Raw genomic sequence first — 21061 nt, forward strand, 5'->3', positions numbered from 1 at the left:
GCGCTATAACAAAAAAGATCCGGCATCACAGGTGCCGGGCGGAGTCGCACATGAACAAGAAAAAGAACTACCGCTGGACGATCCTGACGATGCTGTTCGTCGCCATGATCATCAACTATGTCGATCGCGCTGCCTTGTCGATCGCTATGCCCTTCATTACTCAGGAATATCACCTTACGCCTGCCGAAAAAGGCATGATCTTCAGCAGCTTCTTCTTCGGTTATGCCCTGTTCTGCTTCGTCGGTGGCTACCTTGCCGACCGCTTCGGCCCCAAGCGTGTGCTGACCTGGTCGATGAGTTTCTGGTCGGTGCTGTGCGGTGCAACCGCTCTGGCCTTCAATTTCTGGTCGCTACTGATCGTGCGGGCGCTGTTTGGTGTGGGTGAAGGCCCGGTGTCGACCACCGCCAACAAGACAGTAAACAGCTGGTTCCCGGTCAAGGAGCGCGCCCGCGCCATCGGCATCAACCAGGCTGGTGGCCCCCTGGGTGGCGCCCTGGCCGGTCCGATCGTGGGTTTTCTCGCTTTGTGGCTAGGCTGGCGTGTAGCCTTCGTAATCATCGCTGTGGTCGGGGTGCTGTGGGCCATCGCCTGGTGGCGTATGTCGGCTTCTACACCCAAAGAGCACCCTCTGGTGTCTGCTGAAGAGCTGGCGCTAATCAATGAGGGCCGCGAGGCACCGGTAACCACAGCAGAAGACGCGCCGCGCACGCCGGTGTTGCAGATTATCTTGCAGCGCTCGGTGCTAGTCACCGGTGTTTCGCTGTTCTGCTACAACTACATCCTCTACTTCTTCATGACATGGTTCCCCAGCTACCTGATCGACGCCAAAGGCATCGACCTGAAGGCGATGAGCATCGTCACCGCGCTGCCCTGGCTCGTGGGCACGGTCGGTTTCGTCTGCGGCGGCCTGCTGATCGACTGGGTGTTCAAGCGCACCGGCAAGCAACTGTTCTCGCGCAAGGTGGTGCTGGTGACCTGTCTGCTGATCGCTGCCGTATGCATCGGCCTCACTGGCCAGGTCGAGAGCGTTACCAGCACGGTGGTGGTAATGACGGTTGCCATCGGCTTCCTGATGCTGACGGCCCCGGCCTACTGGTCGCTGATCCAGGATGCCGTGCCGGATCACCAGGTCGGCACTGCCGGTGGCTTCATGCATGGCCTGGCCAACCTCAGTGGGATCGTTGCGCCAACCGTGACTGGCTTCATCATCCAGTCTACCGGTACCTACGCCAGCGGCTTCGGCCTGGCGGCGGGCCTGGGTATTCTGGGGGCGTTGATCGTTGCCTTGTTCGTCGGCAAAAAACCGCTGAAGCACGCTACCGCAGCCGCCACTGCCTGATTTGCCCCGCCTGGCGACCCAGCACCGCCAGGCCTTTGCACCACACATGATTTTGGGAATTCGCCATGCCTACGCTTCTTGTCACCGGCGCTGCCGGTATCGTCGGAACCGCGCTGCGTCCTTATCTGCGCGAACGCTTCAACCTGCGCCTATTGGATCGCCGACCTGTCACTGACCTGGTGAACGGGGAAACGGCGCTCGTCGGCGACCTGACCGATCCGAACTTCGTCCTCCAGGCGGCCGAGGGGGTGGACGCAGTGCTTCACCTGGCCTGTGCTCACGGCACGGATATCCAGTTCCAGAGCACGGTTGAGCCCAACTACCACGCCACCTTGTACCTGCTAGAGGCTGCCCAGCGCGCAGGTGCCAAACGCTTCGTATTCGCCAGTAGCCATCATGTGCTGGGCCAGTACCACAGCCAGTCGGCTACCCACTTCGATGACAGCCCCGTAGCACCCGACAGCTACTACGCCTTGAGCAAGGTGTTTGGTGAGGCTGCTTGCGCCACCTTCTCGCAGCGCAGCGAGCTGGCCACCTTCGTCGTTCGCATCGGTAACGCCGACCCTAAAGTCGCTGATGCCCGCCGCCTGCGCTTGTGGACGAGCGCCCGAGACCTGGCGCAACTGGTACTGATCGGGCTGGAGCATCCAGAGGTGCGCCACGAAATCGTCTATGGCGTGTCGGAATGCCCGGACGCGTTCTTCCACAACCGCCGAGCGCGCGAGCTGGGCTATTGCCCTCAGGACAACGCTGCCGATCACTTGGCGGAGAACTTCCTTGCCTATGATGCAATGGCGCCGGTCGGTTCTGGCCGCGACCACGTGGGCGGCGCGTACGCCGGTGTTCCTTTGGCCAGCGTGCTGGAGCAAGTATGAAAATCGTCCGTATCGATACCCAAATCGTCGAAATCCCGTTCCAGGACGGCGGCAAAGGGCAGGGCATTACCCCGACTACCTGGCACAGCCTGGAAAACGTGCTGATCCGCCTTGAAGACGAACACGGTAACGTGGGTTGGGGCGAAGCCTTCGGTTACTTCGTCGCTGATGCCACCAAGGCCATGATCGACCGCCTTATCGCACCGTTACTGCTCGATCGGCAAGTCGAGGACATTGCTGCGTTCAACCGGGAACTACAGCTGCGCCTGCACCTGTTTGGCCGGTACGGGGTGACGATGTTTGCCATTTCGGGTGTCGACATCGCGCTATGGGATCTGGCTGCCCGTCGCCAGGGCGTGCCGCTGCACGCGTTGCTGGGCCAAGCCCGGCGCGAGGAAGTGGCAGCCTATGCCAGCCTGGTGCGCTATGCCGACGATGTAGTGGCGCCGGCAATCTGCGAGAAGGCACTGGCGATGGGTTTCCGCGATATCAAATTGCATGAAGTAACCCTGCCGGAAATTGCTGCCTGCCGCCGCGCGATTGGCCTCGATGTGCCGCTGGCTACCGATGTGAACTGCGCCTGGACTGTGGCCGATACCCGTGAATGGCTGCCGGCCTTGGCTGACCTGCAACTGGCCTGGCTTGAGGAGCCGATTTTCCCGCCCGAAGACTTCGCTACCCTGGCCAGCTTGCGAGGGCAGGGCGTGCCGCTGTCTGGGGGGGAGAACTGGTGTACAGCAGTGCAGTTTGAACAAGCACTGCTGGCCGGCGCGGTGGACTCGATCCAACCCAGCGTGACCAAGGTCGGCGGTATTTCCGAGTGCCTGCGAATCGCTGCACTGGCTGATCAGCACGATGCAGTGGTACTCCCACATTGCCCGTATTTCGGCCCAGGCCTGATCGCCACCTTGCACCTGGCAGCGGTGCAGCCACGGGTGTCGCAGGTGGAGTACCTGTTCGTCGAGCCTGCAGGCTGGCTGTACCCGCAGGAGCAATTGCGCCAGGGTAATCAGTTACAGGTCCCGCGTGGCGCAGGGCTGGGCCTGGACATCGACCTCACTGTGGTCGAGCGCTTCCGCCGCTAAGCCACGCGCCGTTCCCGTTCTGTTTCCCTCTGCCGTGCTCAGGTGCGGCGGCTGGGCCAAGCCGTGCCCGAGTCAGGGCACAGGAGGTTTCATGCAACCGTTGCTGCTGAACAATGCCACTTGGTCAATTGGATTGCTGCCTGCGTGGGGCGGACGAATCGCGCACCTGCGCGCCGACGGACTCGACGTGCTATTGCCGATCAGCGCCGAAGCATTCGACCCGCTGGACTGGCCGCGAGCCGGCGCTTATCCGCTGATTCCTTATTCCAACCGCATCCGCAATGCTCATCTGCATTTTGCCGGGCGCGATTACCCATTGTCGGCTCACCCTGCCGCAAAGCCGCATACCTTGCACGGCGTGACCCACACGGTGCCATGGCAAGTAGTGGATCAAAGCGACCAGCAGTTAACGATAGCCTGCAAATACCAAGGCGAGCACTGGCCTTGGGCGTTCCGTGCAGAGCAGCACTACCTGCTTGATGGGCAACGCCTGAGCATCGAACTGGTGCTGATCAACCTGGGCGATTCGCCAATGCCTGCCGGTCTGGGATTGCATCCGTACTTCCTGCGCCAACCAGGATTAAAGGTGCGCTATCAGGTTGGCCGAGAATGGCTGATCGATGACCAGTATCTTGCGACAGGTGTCTGCGGCGAAGTGATACAGGCGCAGTTGATTGATGCCGATGAGGGCCAGGCGATGGCGCATTACCAGTCAGCCTGGGATGGCCAACTGCTGCTCGACTACCCCAGCGGCATTCTCTCCCTTAAGGCAAGCGAGCCCTTGAGCCACTTCGTGGCCTTCGCTCCCGCCGATAGCCCGTACCTGTGTCTTGAGCCGGTGTCACATCTGGCCGATGCGTTCAACCAACCGCCCGATCGCTGGGCGCAGACTGGAACCCTAGAGCTCGCGCCCGGGCAGCGCCTGCAAGCCTCCCTCGATTTTACCTGGCAAGAACGCTGAGTCGCGACTCGGCCGCCGCATCCGATACAACCCACAACAGAGAACAACAATAATGAAAGACTCCTTGACTGGAGCGGGCTTCGCTCGCGCTGCTAAACCCTTGTCGCTGCTGTTGGGCCTCGGGCCTTTGTGTGCTCAAGCGGCCTTTTTGGACGATAGCAAGGCGAACCTCACGTTTCGCAATTTCTACTACAACCATGACTTGCGCGATTCCACCAAGCCTGCACAGTCCAAGCTGGAGGAGTGGGCACAAGGCTTCATTCTCAAGGGAGAGTCGGGTTACACCGACACCACCGTTGGAGTAGGGGTGGACATCTACGCAGGGCTTGGCTTGAAGCTCGATTCGTCTCCTTCGCGCAGCGGCACCGCATTGCTACCCGGAGCCTACGACCGGGCAGGGGGGGCGCGTAATGCCGACCCGCGCTCGGTGGACGAGTACTCTGAAGCCACGGCAGCACTAAAGCTCAAGTATTCAAAGAGTGAACTGAAAGTGGGCGGTCTTTTTCCGAAGATTCCTCTGGTGAGCTCTGGCGATGCGCGCTTGCTGCCCCAATTCTTCGAAGGCGCCATGCTGGATATCCGCGAATTCGCCAATTTAGATCTCGGTGTGGGCCAATTGCGCAAGGTGAACCAACGCGAGTTCGCCGGCGCTCGCGACATTCAGGTCGGCAATTATTACAGTGTTTTCAGTGATGGCTTCGACTACCTGGGTGGAACCTGGCGCGCCACTGCGCAAACCTCTCTGGGATTGTGGACGGGCCGCCTGCAGGATGTCTATCAACAGACACTGTATACCGGTACCCAAAGCCTCCAGGCAGGTAACTGGAAACTGTCCGGCACCCTCAATTATCTCGACACCGGCGAGTCCGGAAGCGAAGAGGCCGGTAAGCTAGACAGCCGCATGACCTCGGCGATGCTCAGTGCCAACCTTCGAGCCCATACCTTCCGCCTGGGTTACCAGTACAACGCCGGCGACAGTGCATTGCCGTTCATTCACGACACCGATCTGCCAGGGGTAGCCAACGCCGTGCAGGTATTGCGTTTCGACCGCGCCCAGGAACGCTCCTGGCAGGCACGTTACGATGTGGACTTCGCAGCGTTTGGCATGCCGGGCTTAACGGCGTTCGCCCGCTATGTGCGCGGAGACAATTTCAAGGTGGGCGGGGAGGATGGGAGTGAATGGGAGCGCAACCTTGATATCTCGTATGTAATCCAGAGCGGGCCGCTGAAAAACCTGGTGCTGCGCTGGCGCAACGTCGAGTTACGCGGCGATGTAACCGGGCGACGGGATGAGAACCGGGTAATCGTTGCCTATACCTTGCCGTTGTTCTGAGCACCACGCCGGGATGCAATGCACCCCGGCAACTTATCACCACGAGTTGATGACGAGGAACCCAACGATGCCACCCCAATTTGATCCGGCTATGCAAGCCTACATCGACAGCAGCCAACGTTTTGCCTCCGAGGTAAACACATTGGCAGCTCGCCGTGCGGCATTTTTGCAGGCTTGCCGACACTGCACTCCCCCGGTACCTGTGGGCTGGCGCATTGACGATATCGATGTTGAAGGCCTGCGCTTGCGTTGCTATCAACCCGCTGGCGAGGTGCCTGAAGGTGGCTGGCCAACCCTGTTATACCTGCACGGTGGTGGCTGGGACTTGGGTAACCTCGACACTCACGACTGGTTCGCATACGCCCTGGCTCAGAGGGCACAACTGGCCATCGTGGCCGTGGAGTATCGACTTGCACCCGAACATCCTTTCCCCGCACCACTACATGACTGCATCAAAGCTTGGACGGCACTGCGCAACGGCGAAGTAGATGCCAACCTCAGCCAGAGTGCGTTGATAGTTGCCGGCGACAGCGCTGGGGGCACCTTGGCAGCCGGGCTGTGTAGAGCGCTGCTTGAGGCTGGCCAGCCGCAACCGTTGGGCCAATTGCTAGTCTACCCGGTACTTACTGCACGCCAGGATCTCGCGTCGATGCGGGAACATGCCAAGGCCCCGATGATGACCGTGGCGGGCTTGATGCAATCACTGCAAGGCTTTCTTCCCGATGAGTCCGAACGAAGCGACCCACAGGCGATGCCACTGGAGGGCGATGACTTTGGGGGGCTGGCACCGGCGCTAGTGATCGTCGCGCGGGTAGACCCACTGTGCGACCACGGAATCGCCTATGCCGCTGCACTGAGGGCGAGCGGCGTGCCCGCCGAAGTGTGGGTGGGGGAGGGCATGGTGCATTCGAGCTTACGCGCGTTCGGGGTAGCAGAGGTTGAGCAGGCTTGGGAACGCATGGCTGCGCAGTTACAGCGCTGGGTCGATTGATGAGAGCAGCTTTCAGGTGCTCTCGCGCACTACAAGGTTAAAGCCTACATCTTCTATACATTCGCCACGCGCCAGGCTGCCGTCTATACGTTGGAGCAGCAATTGCGCTGTACGCAAACCGATCCGCCCGCCGTCTATGTTAACTGTGCTAAGACGCGGGTGAGTGTGGGCCGCAAATTCCAGGTCACCAAAACCCATCACCGCAATATCGGTGGGAATGCGCAGGCCTTGAGCCTGTGCCTCGGCCATGACCCCTTGGGCCAGCAGGTCGATGCTGCAGATCACAGCATCCATTTTCACATTAGCGGCAAGCAGTCGTGCCATGGCCTGACGGCCATGACCCATGTTCACCGGCGCGGACTCCATTTCCGAAGCAACAATCTCGACTGCTGCGTGTTGCAATGCAGCTATACAGGCCTGGCGACGTCGGCTGGCACGGTCGTCATCGCTCCAGATCAGGCCGACTCGGCGGTAGCCACGGCCAACGATGTGCTCGGCCATGGCTGTGCCAACCGCCTCATGCGAAAAACCCACCACGGTATCAATCGGCTGTTCGCTCAGCTCCCAGGTTTCGACCACTGGTACACCTCGAATCATTAGCTTCTCCCGCGCGGCCTCGCTTCGCAGTCGGCGAGTGAGCACGATGCCATCGGGACGCCGGGCAAGAATGGCATCAATCAGCTCGGACTCGTGGCTTTCGTTGAGGTCGGACTGGCTTAGCAGCAGTTGGTAGCGCGCAGTTGCCAAGCGCTTGCCCAGTTCGGTAACGGTGTCGACGAAAGCGCGGTTCGACAGGTTGGGTACGACCACGATGACCAGACGGCTGCGCTGCGAGACGAGGGCGCCGGCAAGCATGTTGGGTACGTAACCGGTCTTGCGGATAGCACTGCGTACCTTCTTCTGAGTTTTCTCCGAAACTAGCTCCGGTCGGTTGATGACTCGCGAAACAGTGATTGGGGATACCTTGGCCATTTTGGCCACATCGTCCAGGGTGGCAGGCGCGGCGAGGAGTGGCTTCGGGTCGGCTTCGGTAGCGGGCGTTTCCAGCATCGGGGGCCTCTGAACTGGAGCGTTAAGCGTGATGGAGAGTGTACCGGATTGGCCCTTTTTTTCGCACATCTTCCGCATTCCCAATCCATGGGAATAACTACCTTTAGACGATTTGCAAAGCTTATTTGATCGGGCTTAGGATGAATGACAGCGCTGTCATTTGCTAGCGCTGTCATTGGCCAGAAGCGGCCCGGAGATTGGCTGCGAAATGCCAGAATTCGAAGCAGGTGCCCGTACGAGACTCTGCACGACACCAATATAAAAACAATGAGGCAACCCCGATGCATAACCACGACACCTACGCCGCCGGGCCTGCCACTGGCGCCGTAGCCGCGTCCTCTGCGGCCACCCGTTACCGCTATTTGATACTGGCCCTGATCACCATGGTCTTGGCCCTGAGCAGTGGTGATCGCGCGGCCCTGTCGGTAGCAGGATCGGACATGAGCAAAGAGCTGGGCATTAGTTCGGTAGAAATGGGCTACCTGTTCTCCATCTTCAGCTGGGCCTACGTGATCTTCCTGATCCCGTCGGGTTGGCTGGCCGACCGCTTCGGCTCGAAGAAAACTATGGCCCTTGCAATCTGCATCTGGTCGGCTTTCACCGTGTGCATGGGCCTGGTTCATTTTGTCGGAATGATCTTGCCGCTGCTGCTGGGCCTGCGTTTTCTGCTCGGCGTAGCCGAGGCTCCGGTGGGGCCTGCATCCACCCGTGTGATCGCGTCTTGGTTCCCGTCGGCAGAGCGGGGCATGGCCGGTGCCATCTTCAACAGTGCGCAGTACATCTCGCTGGCCTTCTTTACGCCGTTCATGGGCTGGCTCTGCTACGCCTTTGGCTGGGAATACGTGTTCATCGTCATGGGAGTTGTAGGCTTCGGCATTGCTGCGATCTGGTGGAAGAACTATTACCTGCCAGTCAATCACCCGCAGATGAACAGCGAAGAGCTCGACTATCTGCGCAAAGGCGAGGCCCTGGTCGACCTTGAAGCCCAGGCCGCACTGCCCAAGGAAAATCGCCGCAGCTCGCTGGCCGAAGTAGGCTTGCTGTTCAAGAGCCGCATGCTGCTGGGCATGTTCATCAGCCAGTACTGCGTCAGTGCGGTCACCTGGTTCTACGTCACCTGGTTCCCGATCTACCTCGTGAAGGAGCGAGGCTTTGACATTCTCCAGGCTGGCCTCGTGGCATCGATCCCAGCCTTGTGCGGCTTGATTGGTGCCGTGTCTTCAGGCTTCTTCTCCGATTACCTGCTACGCCGCACCAAGTCTCTGAGCATCGCCCGTAAGACGCCGATAATCACCGGCGTACTGCTGAGCTCGACCATGATGCTCTGCAACTACGTGGATGCCCAATGGCTGGTTATCGCTGTGATGAGCCTAGCCTTCTTCGGTAAAGGCTTCGGCAATCTCGGCTTCAGCGTGGTGGCTGACACCGCCCCGCGGGAAATGATCGGCATGACTGGCGGCGTGTTCAACGCTCTGGGCAACACTGCCGGCATCGTCACGCCCGTGGTAATTGGTTACCTGCTGCACTCCAGCGGCTCGTTCAATAGCGCACTGATCTACGTCGGCGCCCACGGTCTGCTCGCTGCTTTCTCCTACCTGGTCATTGTTGGTCGCATCCAGCGTCTGCAGCTGTCCGACCTGACCGGCAAACGTTCCGACGCTCAGTGATAACGAGAATTTACTCATGATCGAAAGCAACGTTTACATCGACTTCATTCAGCCTGATGCACCTCGGGTTGGCGGCATCACGCCGTTCTTGCAGATCATGAATCTGGCGTGGACTGAACACAGCCGCGAGTGCGGTAAGCGTCCCTGAGTAATCGCGGCGGTGGTGCTTATGCCACCGCTGCCATGTCTATTGCCATAATAGGAAAACATTATGAGTCACCGTGAAGTCAGCCCTGTCATTCGCCTGGATGCAGCCGACAATGTTGTAGTCGCTCGCATCGAGATTCCCGCTGGCACCTCCATCCCTGGTGAAGGCGTCACCACCCAGCAGCCTGTTCCACTGGGGCATAAGGTTGCCGCTCGGCTGATCGCCAAAGGTGAGCCGGTGCTCAAGTACAACACGGTGATCGGTTATGCCTCCGAAGACCTGCAACCAGGTACGTGGATGCACAGTCACAATATCGTTTTTGGAGAGACCGATCGCGACTACCGCTACGGTTTGGATTACGTTCCGACTGATCTACTTCCGCCTGAGCAGCGTGCTACTTTCCAAGGCATTGTTCGCGAGGATGGTCGGGTCGCCACGCGTAATTATCTGGGGGTGTTTGTAGTAGGTAACTGTGGCGCCACGGTGGCGCGAAAGATTGCCAACCACTACGACGAACGCCGGTTGGCTGGTTTCCCGAACGTTGATGGCGTGGTGCCTTTCGTTCATGAGATTGGCTGCGGGATGGAAATGACCGGTGAGCCGATGGATTTGTTGCGTCGCACCATCGGCGGCTTCATCAAGCATCCCAACACTGTCGGCGCAGTGGTGATTGCTTTGGGTTGCGAGCGAAACAACATTCATGGGTTCTTCGAGCAGGAAGGTTTGGTCGAAGGTGACATGTTGAAAAAGCTGGTGATCCAGGACGTCGGTGGTGTGAAAAGCGCCACTGATCAAGGCATCGCACTGATCGAGAGCATGCTGCCAAAGGCCAACGACGTTCGGCGCCAACCCGTATCGGCTGAGCATCTCAAGATCGGTATGCAATGTGGTGGTTCAGACGGTTTCTCAGGTCTCTCGGCCAACCCGGCCTTGGGTGCCGCGGTGGACATCCTTGTGCGTCATGGCGGTACCGCGATCCTTTCGGAAACCTCGGAGATTTTCGGCGTTGAACATACACTAACGGCGCGCGCAGCTACGCCTGAAGTAGGGCGCAAGCTGATTGATCGCATCGAGTGGTGGCTAGAGTACAACCGTGGCCGAGACACCCAGATTAATGGGCGTGTCAGCCCTGGCAACAATGCAGGTGGTCTGGCCAACGTCCTGGAGAAGTCGCTGGGCGGTGCCAAGAAGGGCGGTAATGCACCTCTGATGGATGTGTATGAATATGCACACCCGGTCAAAACCCGTGGCTTGGTGTTCATGGACACCCCAGGCTATGACCCGGTTTCAGCCACAGGCCAGATCGCTGGCGGCGCGAATATGATTGCGTTCACCACAGGCCGTGGCTCGTGCTTTGGCTCAGTGCCGGCGCCTACTTTCAAACTCGCTAGCAACTCACCGATGTACAACCGCATGACAGACGACATGGACATCAACTGCGGCCAAATCATTGATGGTGACAAGACCATCGCCGAAATGGGCGAGGAGATCTTCGAGCGGCTGCTCGCCCATGCCTCGGGGGAGCCGACCAAGAGCGAAGAGAATGGCTTGGGTGAGGATGAGTTCTGCCCATGGCAGATTGGCGTCCTTGCGTGAGTTGATCCCGCGTTAGTCGCCTTTGGGTAGAGACGCCTCTGTCCAACGCGCTTCACCCATTAACATCAAGAAAACCGGCTCGTGCTCAGCGGGCCGTATGGATCAGTCATGCACAAAAAAAACAAAATGCTTCCGACTGCAGTCCTGCTGTCCTTCACCTTGCCGGCGCAGGCCGAAGGCTTTTTCGAGGACAGCCAAGCCTCCCTGAAAGCCCAGAATTTCTATTTGAACCGGGACTTTCGTGAAGACCCAGGTGTGTCAAAGCGCGAGGAGTGGGCCCAGGGCTTCGTCCTCGACTTTCGCTCGGGTTACACCCAGGGAGTAGTTGGCTTGGGCGTTGATGCCCTCGGCATGCTTGGCATCAAGCTCGACTCCTCACCCGATCGCAGTGGTACTGGCCTGCTCCCCGTAGGTACAGAGGGTCGTGCCCCCGACGAATACAGTAAATTCGGTCTCACTGCTAAAGCGCGACTGTCCAAGACAGAGTTCAAGATCGGTACGCAATTGCTCAAATATCCGACTATCGCATCCAGCACCGGGCGGATTCTGCCCCAGACCTTCCAAGGCGGCGTACTGACCTCTAAAGAGCTAGACCGTCTAACAATTACCTATGCCCAAATAGATCGCACCACGAAACGCGATTACTCCCACAGCGAGGCAATGAGTCTAGTCAACAAGAATCGACGCTTCAGCGGCACGCCGCAAACCGACGACTTTCGCATGGGCGGTCTCGACTACGTGTTCAATCCCAACCTAAGCCTGAGCTATCAATACGGCGTGCTCGACGGCATCTATGGCCAGCACTATTTCGGTGTGAACGGCAGTACCGCCATGGGCCCAGGAAAATTAGCCTTGGACGGACGCTATTTCGTCAGTAACGACACGGGGCAGGCACGGGCGGGCAAGGTCGATAATCGCACCGTCAACGTGATGCTTACTTACAGCCTGGATGGCCACAGCATTGGCGTCGCTTACCAAGGGTTGTCTGGTTCGACTGCCATGCCTTATCTCATAGGCACTGATGCCTACCTTACTAACTACATGATGGCCGCTGACTTCATGGAGGCCGAAGAGCGCACTTGGCAGCTGCGGTATGCCTACGACTTCGTTGCGCTAGGTATTCCGGGGTTAACCTTCTCCACACGCTACAACCGAGGCGACCATGCCAATCCGGCTACCTATGTAGGGGAAGGGCGAGAGTGGGAACGTGACACCGATCTGGGCTACACCATTCAGTCTGGCCCACTCAAAAATGTCAGCATGCTCTGGCGCAACGCCTCGCTGCGCTCCAATTACCAGCGCGATATCGATGAGAACAGATTGATCCTGACGTACACGCTGCCATTGTTCTAGACGTCCTAGTCATGTGCGAGGAGTGACCGCTAATCATTGGCGGTAAGGCCTGCAAGGAATTGTCGGCCTTTTTTTATTTCCACTAGCCGACGGACAGCCGGGAAATGCAGTGCTGCATACGCGAGGGGCTCCAGTATGATACTGAGCAGGCTAGATCAGCAGGCTCACTCACTTGCCAAGCTTGTCGATTAGCCGTCTAGGCCACAACAGGGCGAGAGCTTGGTCAACTTCGAACTGGCTGGTGCGCATATTAATCAGTGGGGGGTCACATCGTAACGTCCGGGTTTAGGGGGCAAGCGAAATGCGCAGGTCGAGACCGCCAAACAGTACACAATTTAACATAATATGCATTATGCGCATCTTCGTATGGAGCTTCCGGGCCCGTGGTGGCCAGAATTGTAGCCAGGTGCACGGCCCCGGCTCGCCGCTGGTAACCAAATTCCCGTAAACCTGGACGAAATCCACGACCAATGTTTGCAACATCCGTGCGGCACGGCATGAATCGCTTCAACTGATCGTGCACGTCACGGCGTTATCTACCACCACCAATCAATGATAGAAAGAACGTAGATCCGCCCAACACAATCAGCCCCGCAGCGCAGCTATGCACAATGAAGGTGTCGTATGTAGGCCCCTTGGATTTCCACGGCCTGGCCCATCCGGCATAAACCAGCAAAAGGACGATCGCGATCAGTTCAGCTTGCGCAGTCATGAACCATACATTCGCAAACGCCATACCCGCTGATAACGATTTTTCGTGGCCCAGCAAAATAGTAAATAAGCTGGCTACACCGAGCGGCAACCAGATAGCTATCCCTGCGGCCACCAGCAGGCAACGCTGCCCGAGGTGTGTTAATCGATGTGCGGTGGTGCTCATTCCTTGATCTCCATAAGGTGGCCGCTTTCCCGGGCCATCAACTTCCATTTACCTAATGGGCGTTGTTTCAATTACCTTGGGTGTGTGATAACCATCAATCATTGCATAGTCGGAGTAGATCGCCCAACTGATTGACCTTAATCAGGTGGTGGCCAGGCCTGATTTGCACGTCGCCTACCCTTTACGAATATTCTTTAAAGTTATAACTACACTAAATATTCATTTAGTGTAGTTATAAAAAGGGGCTGAGGGAGGATTGTAAAGCGCCTGCCCGACCTGTTTGCTCCAGTGCGCGATGAAAGTTGTGCCAAACTCCCTGTCAAGCATCCGCCTGCACTCTCCAAGGAACTTATGCCATGCGAGCAATGAAGGACCTTAGGCGCAACTTCGTCCATGAGTTCTGGCGCGGACTGGCCATCGTCTGGCCAATCGTCTCGCTGTTACTGATATTCATGGCCCTGCTCGGCTGGGTTGTTGGGATGCGGGAAGGCTGGCCCTTGGGAGATGGCCTGTATTTTTCCTTCGTGACAGGTTTGACGATTGGGTATGGTGACTTGGTACCTAAAGATGGGTTGGCTCGTAGCCTGGCTGTTGTGATCGGAATGGCTGGCATCGTAATGACTGGATTAATCGTTGCGGTGGGCGTCCATGCGTTGCGCAAAGCACTGGAAGATCAAGGCATTCACTAACGGCCGTTGCCCGGCCGACTTTCACAGCAGTCAGCCAGCCGCTCTTGGTCCGGCAGGCTCAAGCGCCCTCCTCGCCTTTGGCCCTCAAGCCGCGATCCCCCCAACAGCATGGTTTTGATTGCACCGGCAATTGCGCCGCAGCCAACAAGCCAGGTCGCGCCCATGGGCAATGACCCATTGGTCGGTATTTTCAGGACGCAGGCTGATCATCCGTAGCTCGATCACGCTCCAAACTGTATCTGACGCCAAGGAGAACCGTGATGAACCAACTAATGAAAATGGGTGGCGGTAACGTCCAGGATGACTGGCCTGAGCTGGATCCGGGCCAGCCTGACGATCGGGTGGACGACCCGGATGCTGACCCGAATGTCACCGACGATGAGGAAAATCGTCCAGGCGTACCAGCAAGCGATCCCGAGTCAGGCGCTTGACCTTAGGGAGCGGGCAAAAGCCCGCTCCTTTTCCCTCAACTGCTAATCGCAGAGTCACTGACCGGCTGGTTGGGTTTTCCCCCGGACAGCCGCCAACTCACTGCGGTAATCCCATAGCGCTCAGCCATTGGCCTGCTGACTTTCTTGATTTTTTCGCGACCGAACTTGGGAATGATGCCAATACCCGCATCACAACTGGCCCAGTGCCAGGCTTCGGTGTTGTCCATCCGCTCCATGCGGATGATGAAACTGCGTGGTTCGCCACGCAGTTGGTAGTCAATGATGTACAGCTGGGGGTTAGGCATCACGGGGCCCTCCTCTTCTCCATGGATGACTCATTCATTGAGTGATGCCCGCCAGGAAAGATTCAAAATAATTGTCCAACAATTCACCCCACACCACTCCCCTCAAGGCAACGGTTCGGGTGCAGCGCCAGGTACCAGGATCACCTTACGGCAGCGCTCCTGCTGCTCATCGAACAGTTCGTAGCCTCGCGCGGCATCTTCCAGCGCCAGCCGGTGAGTGATGATCGCTTGCGGGTTGAGCCGGCCTGCCTCGATGTGTTCGAGCAACTCCGGCAGGTAGCGATGGACATGCGTCTGGCCCATGCGGAAAGTCAGGCCCTTGTCGAAGGCGTCGCCGAACAAAAAGCCGTGAATGAACCCGGCATAGACCCCCGGCACGCTTACCACGCCACCACGGCGAACCGCAGCGATGCTCTGGCGTAACGCCTTGCCGCTGCTACCTTCGAGTTTCAGGGCCGTCAGCACGGTTTCGGTGGTGCTGCCTTTGGCTTCGAAACCCACGGCATCGATCACTGCATCGACGCCCCGCATGCCGCGCGTCTGGCGAATGATGGTGTCGGCAGGATCGTCGTCGTGGGCAAAGTCGATAGGAATTACGCCGTAGGCCTGATGAGCATAATCCAGGCGATAGCCGCACTCATCGACCATGAAAATCTGCTCTACCCCCAGCATTCTTGCACAGGCCGCCGACAGCAGCCCGACCGGCCCTGCGCCATAGATGGCCAGCGAAGCGCCCTGTCCGACCTCTGCGTTGAGCACCGCTTGCCAGGCGGTGGGCAGGATATCGGAAAGGAACAGCAGCTGATCATCGGCCAGGTGCCCCGGTACCTTGAACGGCCCGGTGTTGCCTTTGGGAACGCGTACGTAGTCGGCCTGGCCACCTGGCACCCCACCATACAGGTGGCTGTAGCCGAACAAGGCTGCACCCGGCGGGATGACTTTCTTGTTGAGAATCGCCCCGTGGCCCGTATTGGTGGTTTCACAGGCCGCGAACAGCTGGTGCTGGCAGAAGAAGCAGCCGCCGCACGCGATCACGAACGGGATCACCACCCGGTCACCGGGGCGTACGGCTGTCACTGCGCTACCAACGTCTTCGACGATCCCCATGAACTCGTGGCCGAGTATATCGCCCGTCTCGACCAAAGGGATCTTGCCACGATAAAGGTGCAAGTCCGAGCCGCAGATGGCCGTGGCGGTTACACGCAGAAGGATATCGTCATCTTCCTGCAGGTCCGGTTCTGGCACGTTGTCGACACGGACATCGCCAGCGCCGTGATAGGTCAATGCGCGCATGCTTGAGTCTCCCTATAAGGACATGGGACGAGGCCGACAGGCCTCGGCTAACGCGACTGTTCAATTCGGCTGGCGGCCTCCACCATGGCTGTTCTGCCCGCCCTTGCGGCCAGCTTGCGAGGCGCGCTCTCTATCATTGGCAAAGTTGCCGCCCGACGCCTGCCCGCCCTTCTGGCCTGCACGGGAAGCCCGTTCACGGTCATTGGCAAAGTTGCCCGGGTTGGTTTCCTTGGTGCCGCCACGTTGTCCAGTCCGCTCTTGATCACGAGCCATGTCGTTTCTCCTTGCGATGGGATGGTTGGACGCATGAATCTTTGCCATGCCCTTTTTCCGAACCGCCGATGCGCAGGAATGCTCAATTCCATCGTGGGCAGGCGACCGGTGGCACGAAACACCGCCCGGAGAAATGTTTGCGCGCTCCCTTCTTGCCGGTGCTGCGAGCCTTACGCATGCACACTCCACTGTGTCACTTGCGCCTCGATCGGCATTTCATCGATGGCATGGATCAGGCCGCTCTTCAGTGCCTCCTGAGGATCCAGTATTCGCGGATAAGCCATCAGGTAGCGTTGAACGTCCAGTGCTTCGGCGCTGCCAGCGGTTCTTTCAGTGACGATCTGGGCATACAGCCGCAAATCATAATCCAGGCTCATCGCATACTCGGCCATACGCGCATGGTCCACCGCGCCATGCAGGGTCCAGTGAAACGGGTGAAACAGGAACTTGCTCATGGCGCAGGCGGTACGGTGCTCGCCCGCCAGAAACAGGATGTTGCCCATCGATTCGACGGTGCCGAGGTTGTGCGTGTGCACAGGTACAGGCAAGGCACGCAGGAAGTTGTACAAGGTAAACCCATAGCTGCATTCGCCGCCCATCGTGGCGATGTTCAACTGAAGCACATCGCCCCCCTGCTGCATCACCTTCGAGCAGGTACTGATCAGGTTGCCGCAGGTGGATGAGTTGATCGGGCCGGTGAAGTGAATGATGTGTCGGGCCATGTCTGCCTCCAGGTTAGCGGGTCATTCCCGTGTGCCGAACAAGCCTCCCATTGCGCCATCGCAACGTATTCGTCAGGTCTGGTTTTCGGTGGAAACGTGCGCGGGTGCAAAGTTCCCAGGACACAGCCAGCCACCACTGGTCAACCATCCTGAACCGTTTGTGGTCGCTGCGTGTCGCTAGTGAAGGGACAGCAATGAGGACCACAGTGTGAGCGAGATCCGCATCGGCATATCCGGATGGCGCTATGGCCCCTGGCGCAAGGACTTCTACCCCAAGGGCCTGCGGCAGGACGATGAATTGGCATTTGCCTCGCGCGCCGTCAACAGCATAGAAATAAACGGGTCGTTCTACAGCCTGCAGACACCGGAACGCTATGAGCGCTGGCGGGACGATACGCCGGAAGACTTCGTCTTTTCAGTCAAAGGGCCCCGCTATATCACGCATGGCCGGCGCCTCAAGGACATCGAAGAGCCGCTGGCGAATTTCTTTGCATCGGGCCTTTTGTTGCTGGGGGACAAGCTGGGGCCGATTCTGTGGCAGTTCCCGCCGAACATGAAATTCGATGAGGATCGTTTCGAGCGGTTCCTCGCGCTATTACCTCACGACCGCGAGGCGGCGCACGCCTGTGCCCGCAACTGCGCTGAGCGTTTACGGGGTAATGGCGGCACTGCCATCGAAGGCAATGCACGTATGCGCCACGCAGTAGAGATTCGTAATGAGAGCTTTTTGTGCGAGGCGTTCGTGCGCATGCTGCGCAAGTACCGGGTGGCGCTAGTAGTCGCCGACAGCGCGGGAAAGTGGCCCTCTGTCGAGGATGTGACCGCTGATTTCGTCTACCTGCGTCTGCACGGGGATGTCGAGCTTTACAGCAGCGGGTATACCGCCCGCGCCTTGCGCCGCTGGAAGCAGCGGATCGAATGCTGGAGTCGCGGCGACCAGCCGAACGATGCCCACCTGATAGTCGATCAGCCGCCATCCCGGCGTGCGTCACGGGATGTGTATTGCTATTTCGACAACGACCAGAAGGTACATGCACCTTACGACGCACGCCGTCTTCTGGACAAACTGGATCTGAACGGCCACTTGGTGACAGAACCGGGTGTGACACCGCAGGTGCAATTGTGAACAAGACACTGCAAACACCCGCCAGCATCATCGACCAGGCCACCGCGGTACATCGTCTCAATGTATTGACGATCAACGTGCACAAAGGCTTCACCGCGCTGAACCGGCGTTTCATCCTGCCCGAGTTGCGCGAGGCGGTTCGAGCCACCGATGCCGATCTTGTGTTCCTGCAGGAGGTGCACGGCAGCCATGAGCACCATGCCGTGCGCCATCCCGCGTGGCCCGAAACCCCGCAGTATGAATTTCTCGCCGACAGCATGTGGCCGCAGTTCGCCTATGGCCGTAATGCCATTTACCCACATGGCGATCATGGCAACGCGCTGCTGTCGAAATTCCCCATTGCCGAGCACCACAACCTCGATGTGTCGATCCATGGCAACGAACAGCGCGGCTTGCTGCACTGTCGCCTGGAGGTGCCGGGCCACGAATCGGTTCATGCAGTCTGCGTGCATCTGGGGTTGCGTGAAGCCCATCGGCAGCGCCAGGTAAGCCTGCTGTTCGACTTGCTCGACAGCTTGCCCGCCGATGCACCGGTGATTGTCGCCGGGGACTTCAATGACTGGCGCTTGAAGGCCGACGCTGTGCTCTCGCAACGCCTGGTAGAAGCGTTCGGCGAGCATTTTGGTAGCCCGGCCCGCAGTTTCCCGGCGCGCCTGCCGCTGCTGCGGCTGGACCGTATCTACTTGCGCAATGCCAAACCGGGCAAGGCGCAAGTGTTGTCCCAATATCCCTGGTCGCATTTGTCTGACCATGCCCCATTGGCTGCGGAGATCAACCTGTGAACAAACCTTGGGTGGATGGCAACAGTGTCGAGCTGTTGATCAATGGCGAAGGCTTTTACCCCCGCGTGTTCGAGGCCATGGCACAAGCGCGTGAAGAAATCCTGATTGAAACGTTCATCATCTTCGACGACAAGGTCGGCCAGCAGCTGCAACGGGTGCTGATCGATGCGGCGCGCCGCGGCGTGCGGGTGGAACTGGCGGTGGATGGTTACGGCACAGCCGATCTGCCGGATGCCTTCATTTCGGCGATGACCGAAGCGGGTGTGCGGTTTCACGCCTTCGACCCGCAACCACGGGTAGCCGGCATGCGGACCAACCTGTTCCGCCGCCTGCACCGCAAGATCGTGGTGGTGGATGGCGAACGGGCATTCGTTGGCGGGATCAACTACAGCGCCGATCACCTGGGCGATTATGGCCCGATGGCCAAGCAGGACTACGCGGTGGAGGTTCGTGGCCCGGTGGTCGCGCAGGTGCACGCTTCCAGCCGACGGCTGATGGCCCCGGTCCTCGAACCGCCCAGTGAGGTACGGCCGCTCACCCAGCCCGCAGGCCAAGTAAGCGCCGTGCTGGTCGAGCGGGACAACACGCGCCACCGTAGCGATATCGAGGCCTGTTACCTGCAGGCCGTGCGTGCGGCCCGTCAGCGCATCGTAGTTGCCAATGCTTATTTCTTCCCCGGTTACCGCCTGTTGCGCGAGTTGCGCAATGCAGCGCGCCGTGGTGTGCAGGTAACCCTGATTCTGCAGGGCCAGCCGGACATGCGCTGGGTACGTGCGCTGTCCAGACTGTTGTACAACTACCTGTTGCGCGACGGCGTGCATATTCACGAATACTGCCAGCGCCCTCTGCACGGCAAAGTGGCGCTGGTGGACGATGAATGGTCGACAGTGGGCTCCAGCAACCTCGACCCGCTGAGCCTGTCGTTCAACCTTGAGGCCAACCTGCTGATACGTGATCGGGCGTTCAACCAGCACCTGTACCAACACTTGGCCTCGCTTGCCAGTGACCAATGCAAGGCGGTGACGCTGGAGCGGATGATCCGCGGCTACTGGTGGCGGGCGCCGCTGATTTTCATCGGCTTTCACCTGACCCGCTACTTTCCGCGCATTGCCGGCTGGTTCCCGGCGCACCGCCAACGCCTGAAATCTGTCCAGCCTGAAGCGCAGGCCCAGGGCGACCTTCACGAGGGCAATACCTGATGAAGCACAAAGCCTGGCATACCTGGGGCAAGCGCCTGCTGACCCTGCTGTTCATCGTGCTGATACCGGCGCTGCTGTACATGCTGGCGCGCAACCTTGACTGGAATGAGGTTCGCCAGTCACTGGTCGCCTACAAGCCAAGCACCCTGATCATCGGCTTGGGCCTGGCGCTGTGCAGCTACCTGACATTCGCCGGCTACGACCTGCTGGCCCGCGCCTATACCGGCCACCACCTGCCAGCGCGGCAAGTGCTGCCGGTGGCCTTCGTCTGCTATGCCTTCAACCTGAACTTCACCACCTGGGTCGGCGGCGTTGCCTTGCGTTACCGGTTATACGGACGGCTGGGCCTGGACACGGGGACCATCACCAAGATCCTGACCCTGGGGCTGCTGACCAACTGGATGGGTTACATGCTGCTTGCCGGTACGGTGTTCGCCCTGCGCCTGGTCAAGTTGCCGGAAAACTGGGCAGTGGGCGTAACCGGGCTGCAGATGATCGGTTTTCTGCTGCTGGGTGTGGCACTGGCCTATCTGCTGGCCTGCGGTTTTGCCAAGCGTCGTACATGGCGGGTGCGCGAGCATGAAATCACCCTGCCCTCGCTGCGCCTGGCGCTGTGCCAGGTGGCGCTGGGGGCCAGCAACTGGGCATTGATGGCAGCACTGATTTACTGGCTGCTGCCCGGAGACCTGTTCTACCCCTCTATTCTCGGCATCTTGCTGATCAGTTGCGTGGCTGGAGTCGTCGCCCACATTCCCGCCGGGCTGGGTGTGCTCGAAGCCGTGTTTCTTGCGCTGCTGCACGGCCAACTGGGCCAGGGCAGCCTGGTGGCGGCGCTGCTGGGCTACCGCACCCTTTACTACCTGATCCCGCTGCTGCTGGCGGTGATTACCTACCTGATACTGGAAAAACGCGCCCGCGCTATGCGCCAACGCGGTGAAGCGACATTACGCAAGACCTGAACACGG

Annotated in this window: 22 protein-coding genes; 16 read left to right on the forward strand and 6 right to left on the reverse strand. The window is 59.1% G+C overall.

Annotation, left to right across the window (positions count from 1 at the left end; genetic code table 11):
- Nucleotides 1–50: 50 nt before the first annotated feature.
- The 6 genes from ACEWE8_RS17430 to ACEWE8_RS17455 all read left to right on the forward strand — a co-directional run bounded on the left by ACEWE8_RS17430 (nt 51) and on the right by ACEWE8_RS17455 (nt 6585).
- Nucleotides 51–1340 (forward strand): MFS transporter, encoded by a 1290-nt coding sequence (locus ACEWE8_RS17430; protein ID WP_046786298.1) that lies wholly within the window; start codon nt 51–53, stop codon nt 1338–1340.
- Between the two features lie 65 nt (nt 1341–1405).
- Nucleotides 1406–2215 (forward strand): NAD(P)-dependent oxidoreductase, encoded by an 810-nt coding sequence (locus ACEWE8_RS17435; protein WP_046786297.1) that lies wholly within the window; start codon nt 1406–1408, stop codon nt 2213–2215.
- Entirely contained in the window at nt 2212–3300 is a 1089-nt protein-coding gene (locus ACEWE8_RS17440) for a mandelate racemase/muconate lactonizing enzyme family protein (protein WP_046786296.1), read from the forward strand. The genes ACEWE8_RS17435 and ACEWE8_RS17440 overlap by 4 nt, the downstream gene beginning before the upstream one ends.
- A 91-nt stretch (nt 3301–3391) precedes the next feature.
- Entirely contained in the window at nt 3392–4261 is an 870-nt protein-coding gene (locus ACEWE8_RS17445; RefSeq protein WP_395589336.1) for an aldose 1-epimerase, read from the forward strand.
- A 52-nt stretch (nt 4262–4313) separates the two neighbouring features.
- Complete coding sequence (locus ACEWE8_RS17450) at nt 4314–5594, forward strand: OprD family porin (RefSeq protein WP_046786294.1); 1281 nt, start codon at nt 4314–4316, stop codon at nt 5592–5594.
- A gap of 67 nt (nt 5595–5661) precedes the next feature.
- Nucleotides 5662–6585: an alpha/beta hydrolase gene (locus ACEWE8_RS17455; RefSeq protein WP_046786293.1), complete on the forward strand. Its 924-nt coding sequence runs from the start codon at nt 5662–5664 to the stop codon at nt 6583–6585.
- Nucleotides 6586–6597: 12 nt separating this feature from the next.
- Here ACEWE8_RS17455 and ACEWE8_RS17460 read toward each other — a convergent pair whose 3' ends face one another.
- On the reverse strand, nt 6598–7635 hold the full coding sequence (locus ACEWE8_RS17460; RefSeq protein WP_046786292.1) for a LacI family DNA-binding transcriptional regulator: 1038 nt from the start codon (nt 7633–7635) through the stop codon (nt 6598–6600).
- A gap of 281 nt (nt 7636–7916) precedes the next feature.
- Between ACEWE8_RS17460 and ACEWE8_RS17465 the strand changes: the two genes are divergently transcribed.
- The 4 genes from ACEWE8_RS17465 to ACEWE8_RS17480 all read left to right on the forward strand — a co-directional run bounded on the left by ACEWE8_RS17465 (nt 7917) and on the right by ACEWE8_RS17480 (nt 12399).
- Nucleotides 7917–9302, forward strand: coding sequence for an MFS transporter (locus ACEWE8_RS17465; RefSeq protein WP_046786291.1), 1386 nt, complete (start codon nt 7917–7919; stop codon nt 9300–9302).
- A gap of 16 nt (nt 9303–9318) precedes the next feature.
- Complete coding sequence (locus ACEWE8_RS17470) at nt 9319–9450, forward strand: hypothetical protein (RefSeq protein WP_262982428.1); 132 nt, start codon at nt 9319–9321, stop codon at nt 9448–9450.
- A 63-nt stretch (nt 9451–9513) separates the two neighbouring features.
- Nucleotides 9514–11046: a UxaA family hydrolase gene (locus ACEWE8_RS17475; RefSeq protein WP_046786290.1), complete on the forward strand. Its 1533-nt coding sequence runs from the start codon at nt 9514–9516 to the stop codon at nt 11044–11046.
- A 108-nt stretch (nt 11047–11154) separates the two neighbouring features.
- On the forward strand, nt 11155–12399 hold the full coding sequence (locus ACEWE8_RS17480; RefSeq protein WP_046786289.1) for an OprD family porin: 1245 nt from the start codon (nt 11155–11157) through the stop codon (nt 12397–12399).
- 532 nt (nt 12400–12931) lie between these two features.
- Here ACEWE8_RS17480 and ACEWE8_RS17485 read toward each other — a convergent pair.
- Nucleotides 12932–13276 carry a hypothetical protein gene (locus ACEWE8_RS17485; RefSeq protein WP_046786219.1) on the reverse strand — a complete coding sequence of 115 codons (345 nt, stop codon included), beginning with the start codon at nt 13274–13276 and terminating at the stop codon, nt 12932–12934.
- A 356-nt stretch (nt 13277–13632) separates the two neighbouring features.
- On the opposite strand from ACEWE8_RS17485, the gene ACEWE8_RS17490 reads away from it, so the two are divergent.
- Complete coding sequence (locus tag ACEWE8_RS17490) at nt 13633–13965, forward strand: potassium channel family protein (protein WP_046786218.1); 333 nt, start codon at nt 13633–13635, stop codon at nt 13963–13965.
- A gap of 260 nt (nt 13966–14225) precedes the next feature.
- A complete protein-coding gene (locus ACEWE8_RS17495) occupies nt 14226–14396 on the forward strand; it encodes a hypothetical protein (RefSeq protein WP_158621136.1) in 171 nt (56 codons plus the stop codon).
- A 35-nt stretch (nt 14397–14431) separates the two neighbouring features.
- Here the strand turns inward: ACEWE8_RS17495 and ACEWE8_RS17500 are convergent, their stop codons facing one another.
- The 4 genes from ACEWE8_RS17500 to ACEWE8_RS17515 all read right to left on the reverse strand — a co-directional run bounded on the left by ACEWE8_RS17500 (nt 14432) and on the right by ACEWE8_RS17515 (nt 16989).
- Entirely contained in the window at nt 14432–14701 is a 270-nt protein-coding gene (locus ACEWE8_RS17500) for a DUF6555 family protein (protein WP_046786216.1), read from the reverse strand.
- 102 nt (nt 14702–14803) lie between these two features.
- The gene (locus ACEWE8_RS17505) at nt 14804–15994 is read right to left on the reverse strand and encodes a zinc-dependent alcohol dehydrogenase (RefSeq protein ID WP_046786215.1); all 1191 of its coding nucleotides are present in this window, start codon (nt 15992–15994) and stop codon (nt 14804–14806) included.
- A 60-nt stretch (nt 15995–16054) separates the two neighbouring features.
- Nucleotides 16055–16267 carry a general stress protein gene (locus ACEWE8_RS17510; RefSeq protein WP_046786214.1) on the reverse strand — a complete coding sequence of 71 codons (213 nt, stop codon included), beginning with the start codon at nt 16265–16267 and terminating at the stop codon, nt 16055–16057.
- A gap of 170 nt (nt 16268–16437) precedes the next feature.
- A complete protein-coding gene (locus ACEWE8_RS17515; protein ID WP_046786213.1) occupies nt 16438–16989 on the reverse strand; it encodes an ATP-dependent Clp protease proteolytic subunit in 552 nt (183 codons plus the stop codon).
- A 208-nt stretch (nt 16990–17197) separates the two neighbouring features.
- Here ACEWE8_RS17515 and ACEWE8_RS17520 point away from each other — a divergent pair, with 208 nt between their 5' ends.
- Genes ACEWE8_RS17520 through ACEWE8_RS17535 form a run of 4 tightly spaced genes read left to right on the forward strand, consistent with a single transcriptional unit; the run spans nt 17198 to nt 21055 of the window.
- Nucleotides 17198–18115, forward strand: coding sequence for a DUF72 domain-containing protein (locus ACEWE8_RS17520; protein ID WP_046786212.1), 918 nt, complete (start codon nt 17198–17200; stop codon nt 18113–18115).
- Nucleotides 18112–18897, forward strand: a complete 786-nt coding sequence (locus tag ACEWE8_RS17525) for an endonuclease/exonuclease/phosphatase family protein (RefSeq protein WP_046786211.1) — start codon at nt 18112–18114, stop codon at nt 18895–18897. The genes ACEWE8_RS17520 and ACEWE8_RS17525 overlap by 4 nt, the downstream gene beginning before the upstream one ends.
- The gene (clsB, locus tag ACEWE8_RS17530) at nt 18894–20096 is read left to right on the forward strand and encodes a cardiolipin synthase ClsB (protein ID WP_046786210.1); all 1203 of its coding nucleotides are present in this window, start codon (nt 18894–18896) and stop codon (nt 20094–20096) included. The genes ACEWE8_RS17525 and clsB overlap by 4 nt, the downstream gene beginning before the upstream one ends.
- Nucleotides 20096–21055 (forward strand): lysylphosphatidylglycerol synthase domain-containing protein, encoded by a 960-nt coding sequence (locus tag ACEWE8_RS17535; RefSeq protein ID WP_046786209.1) that lies wholly within the window; start codon nt 20096–20098, stop codon nt 21053–21055. The genes clsB and ACEWE8_RS17535 overlap by 1 nt, the downstream gene beginning before the upstream one ends.
- The last annotated feature ends 6 nt before the right edge of the window (nt 21056–21061 follow it).

Origin of the sequence: Pseudomonas sp. TR47, from assembly GCF_044143025.1 — a bacterium.
Taxonomy (GTDB): domain Bacteria; phylum Pseudomonadota; class Gammaproteobacteria; order Pseudomonadales; family Pseudomonadaceae; genus Aquipseudomonas; species Aquipseudomonas putida_E.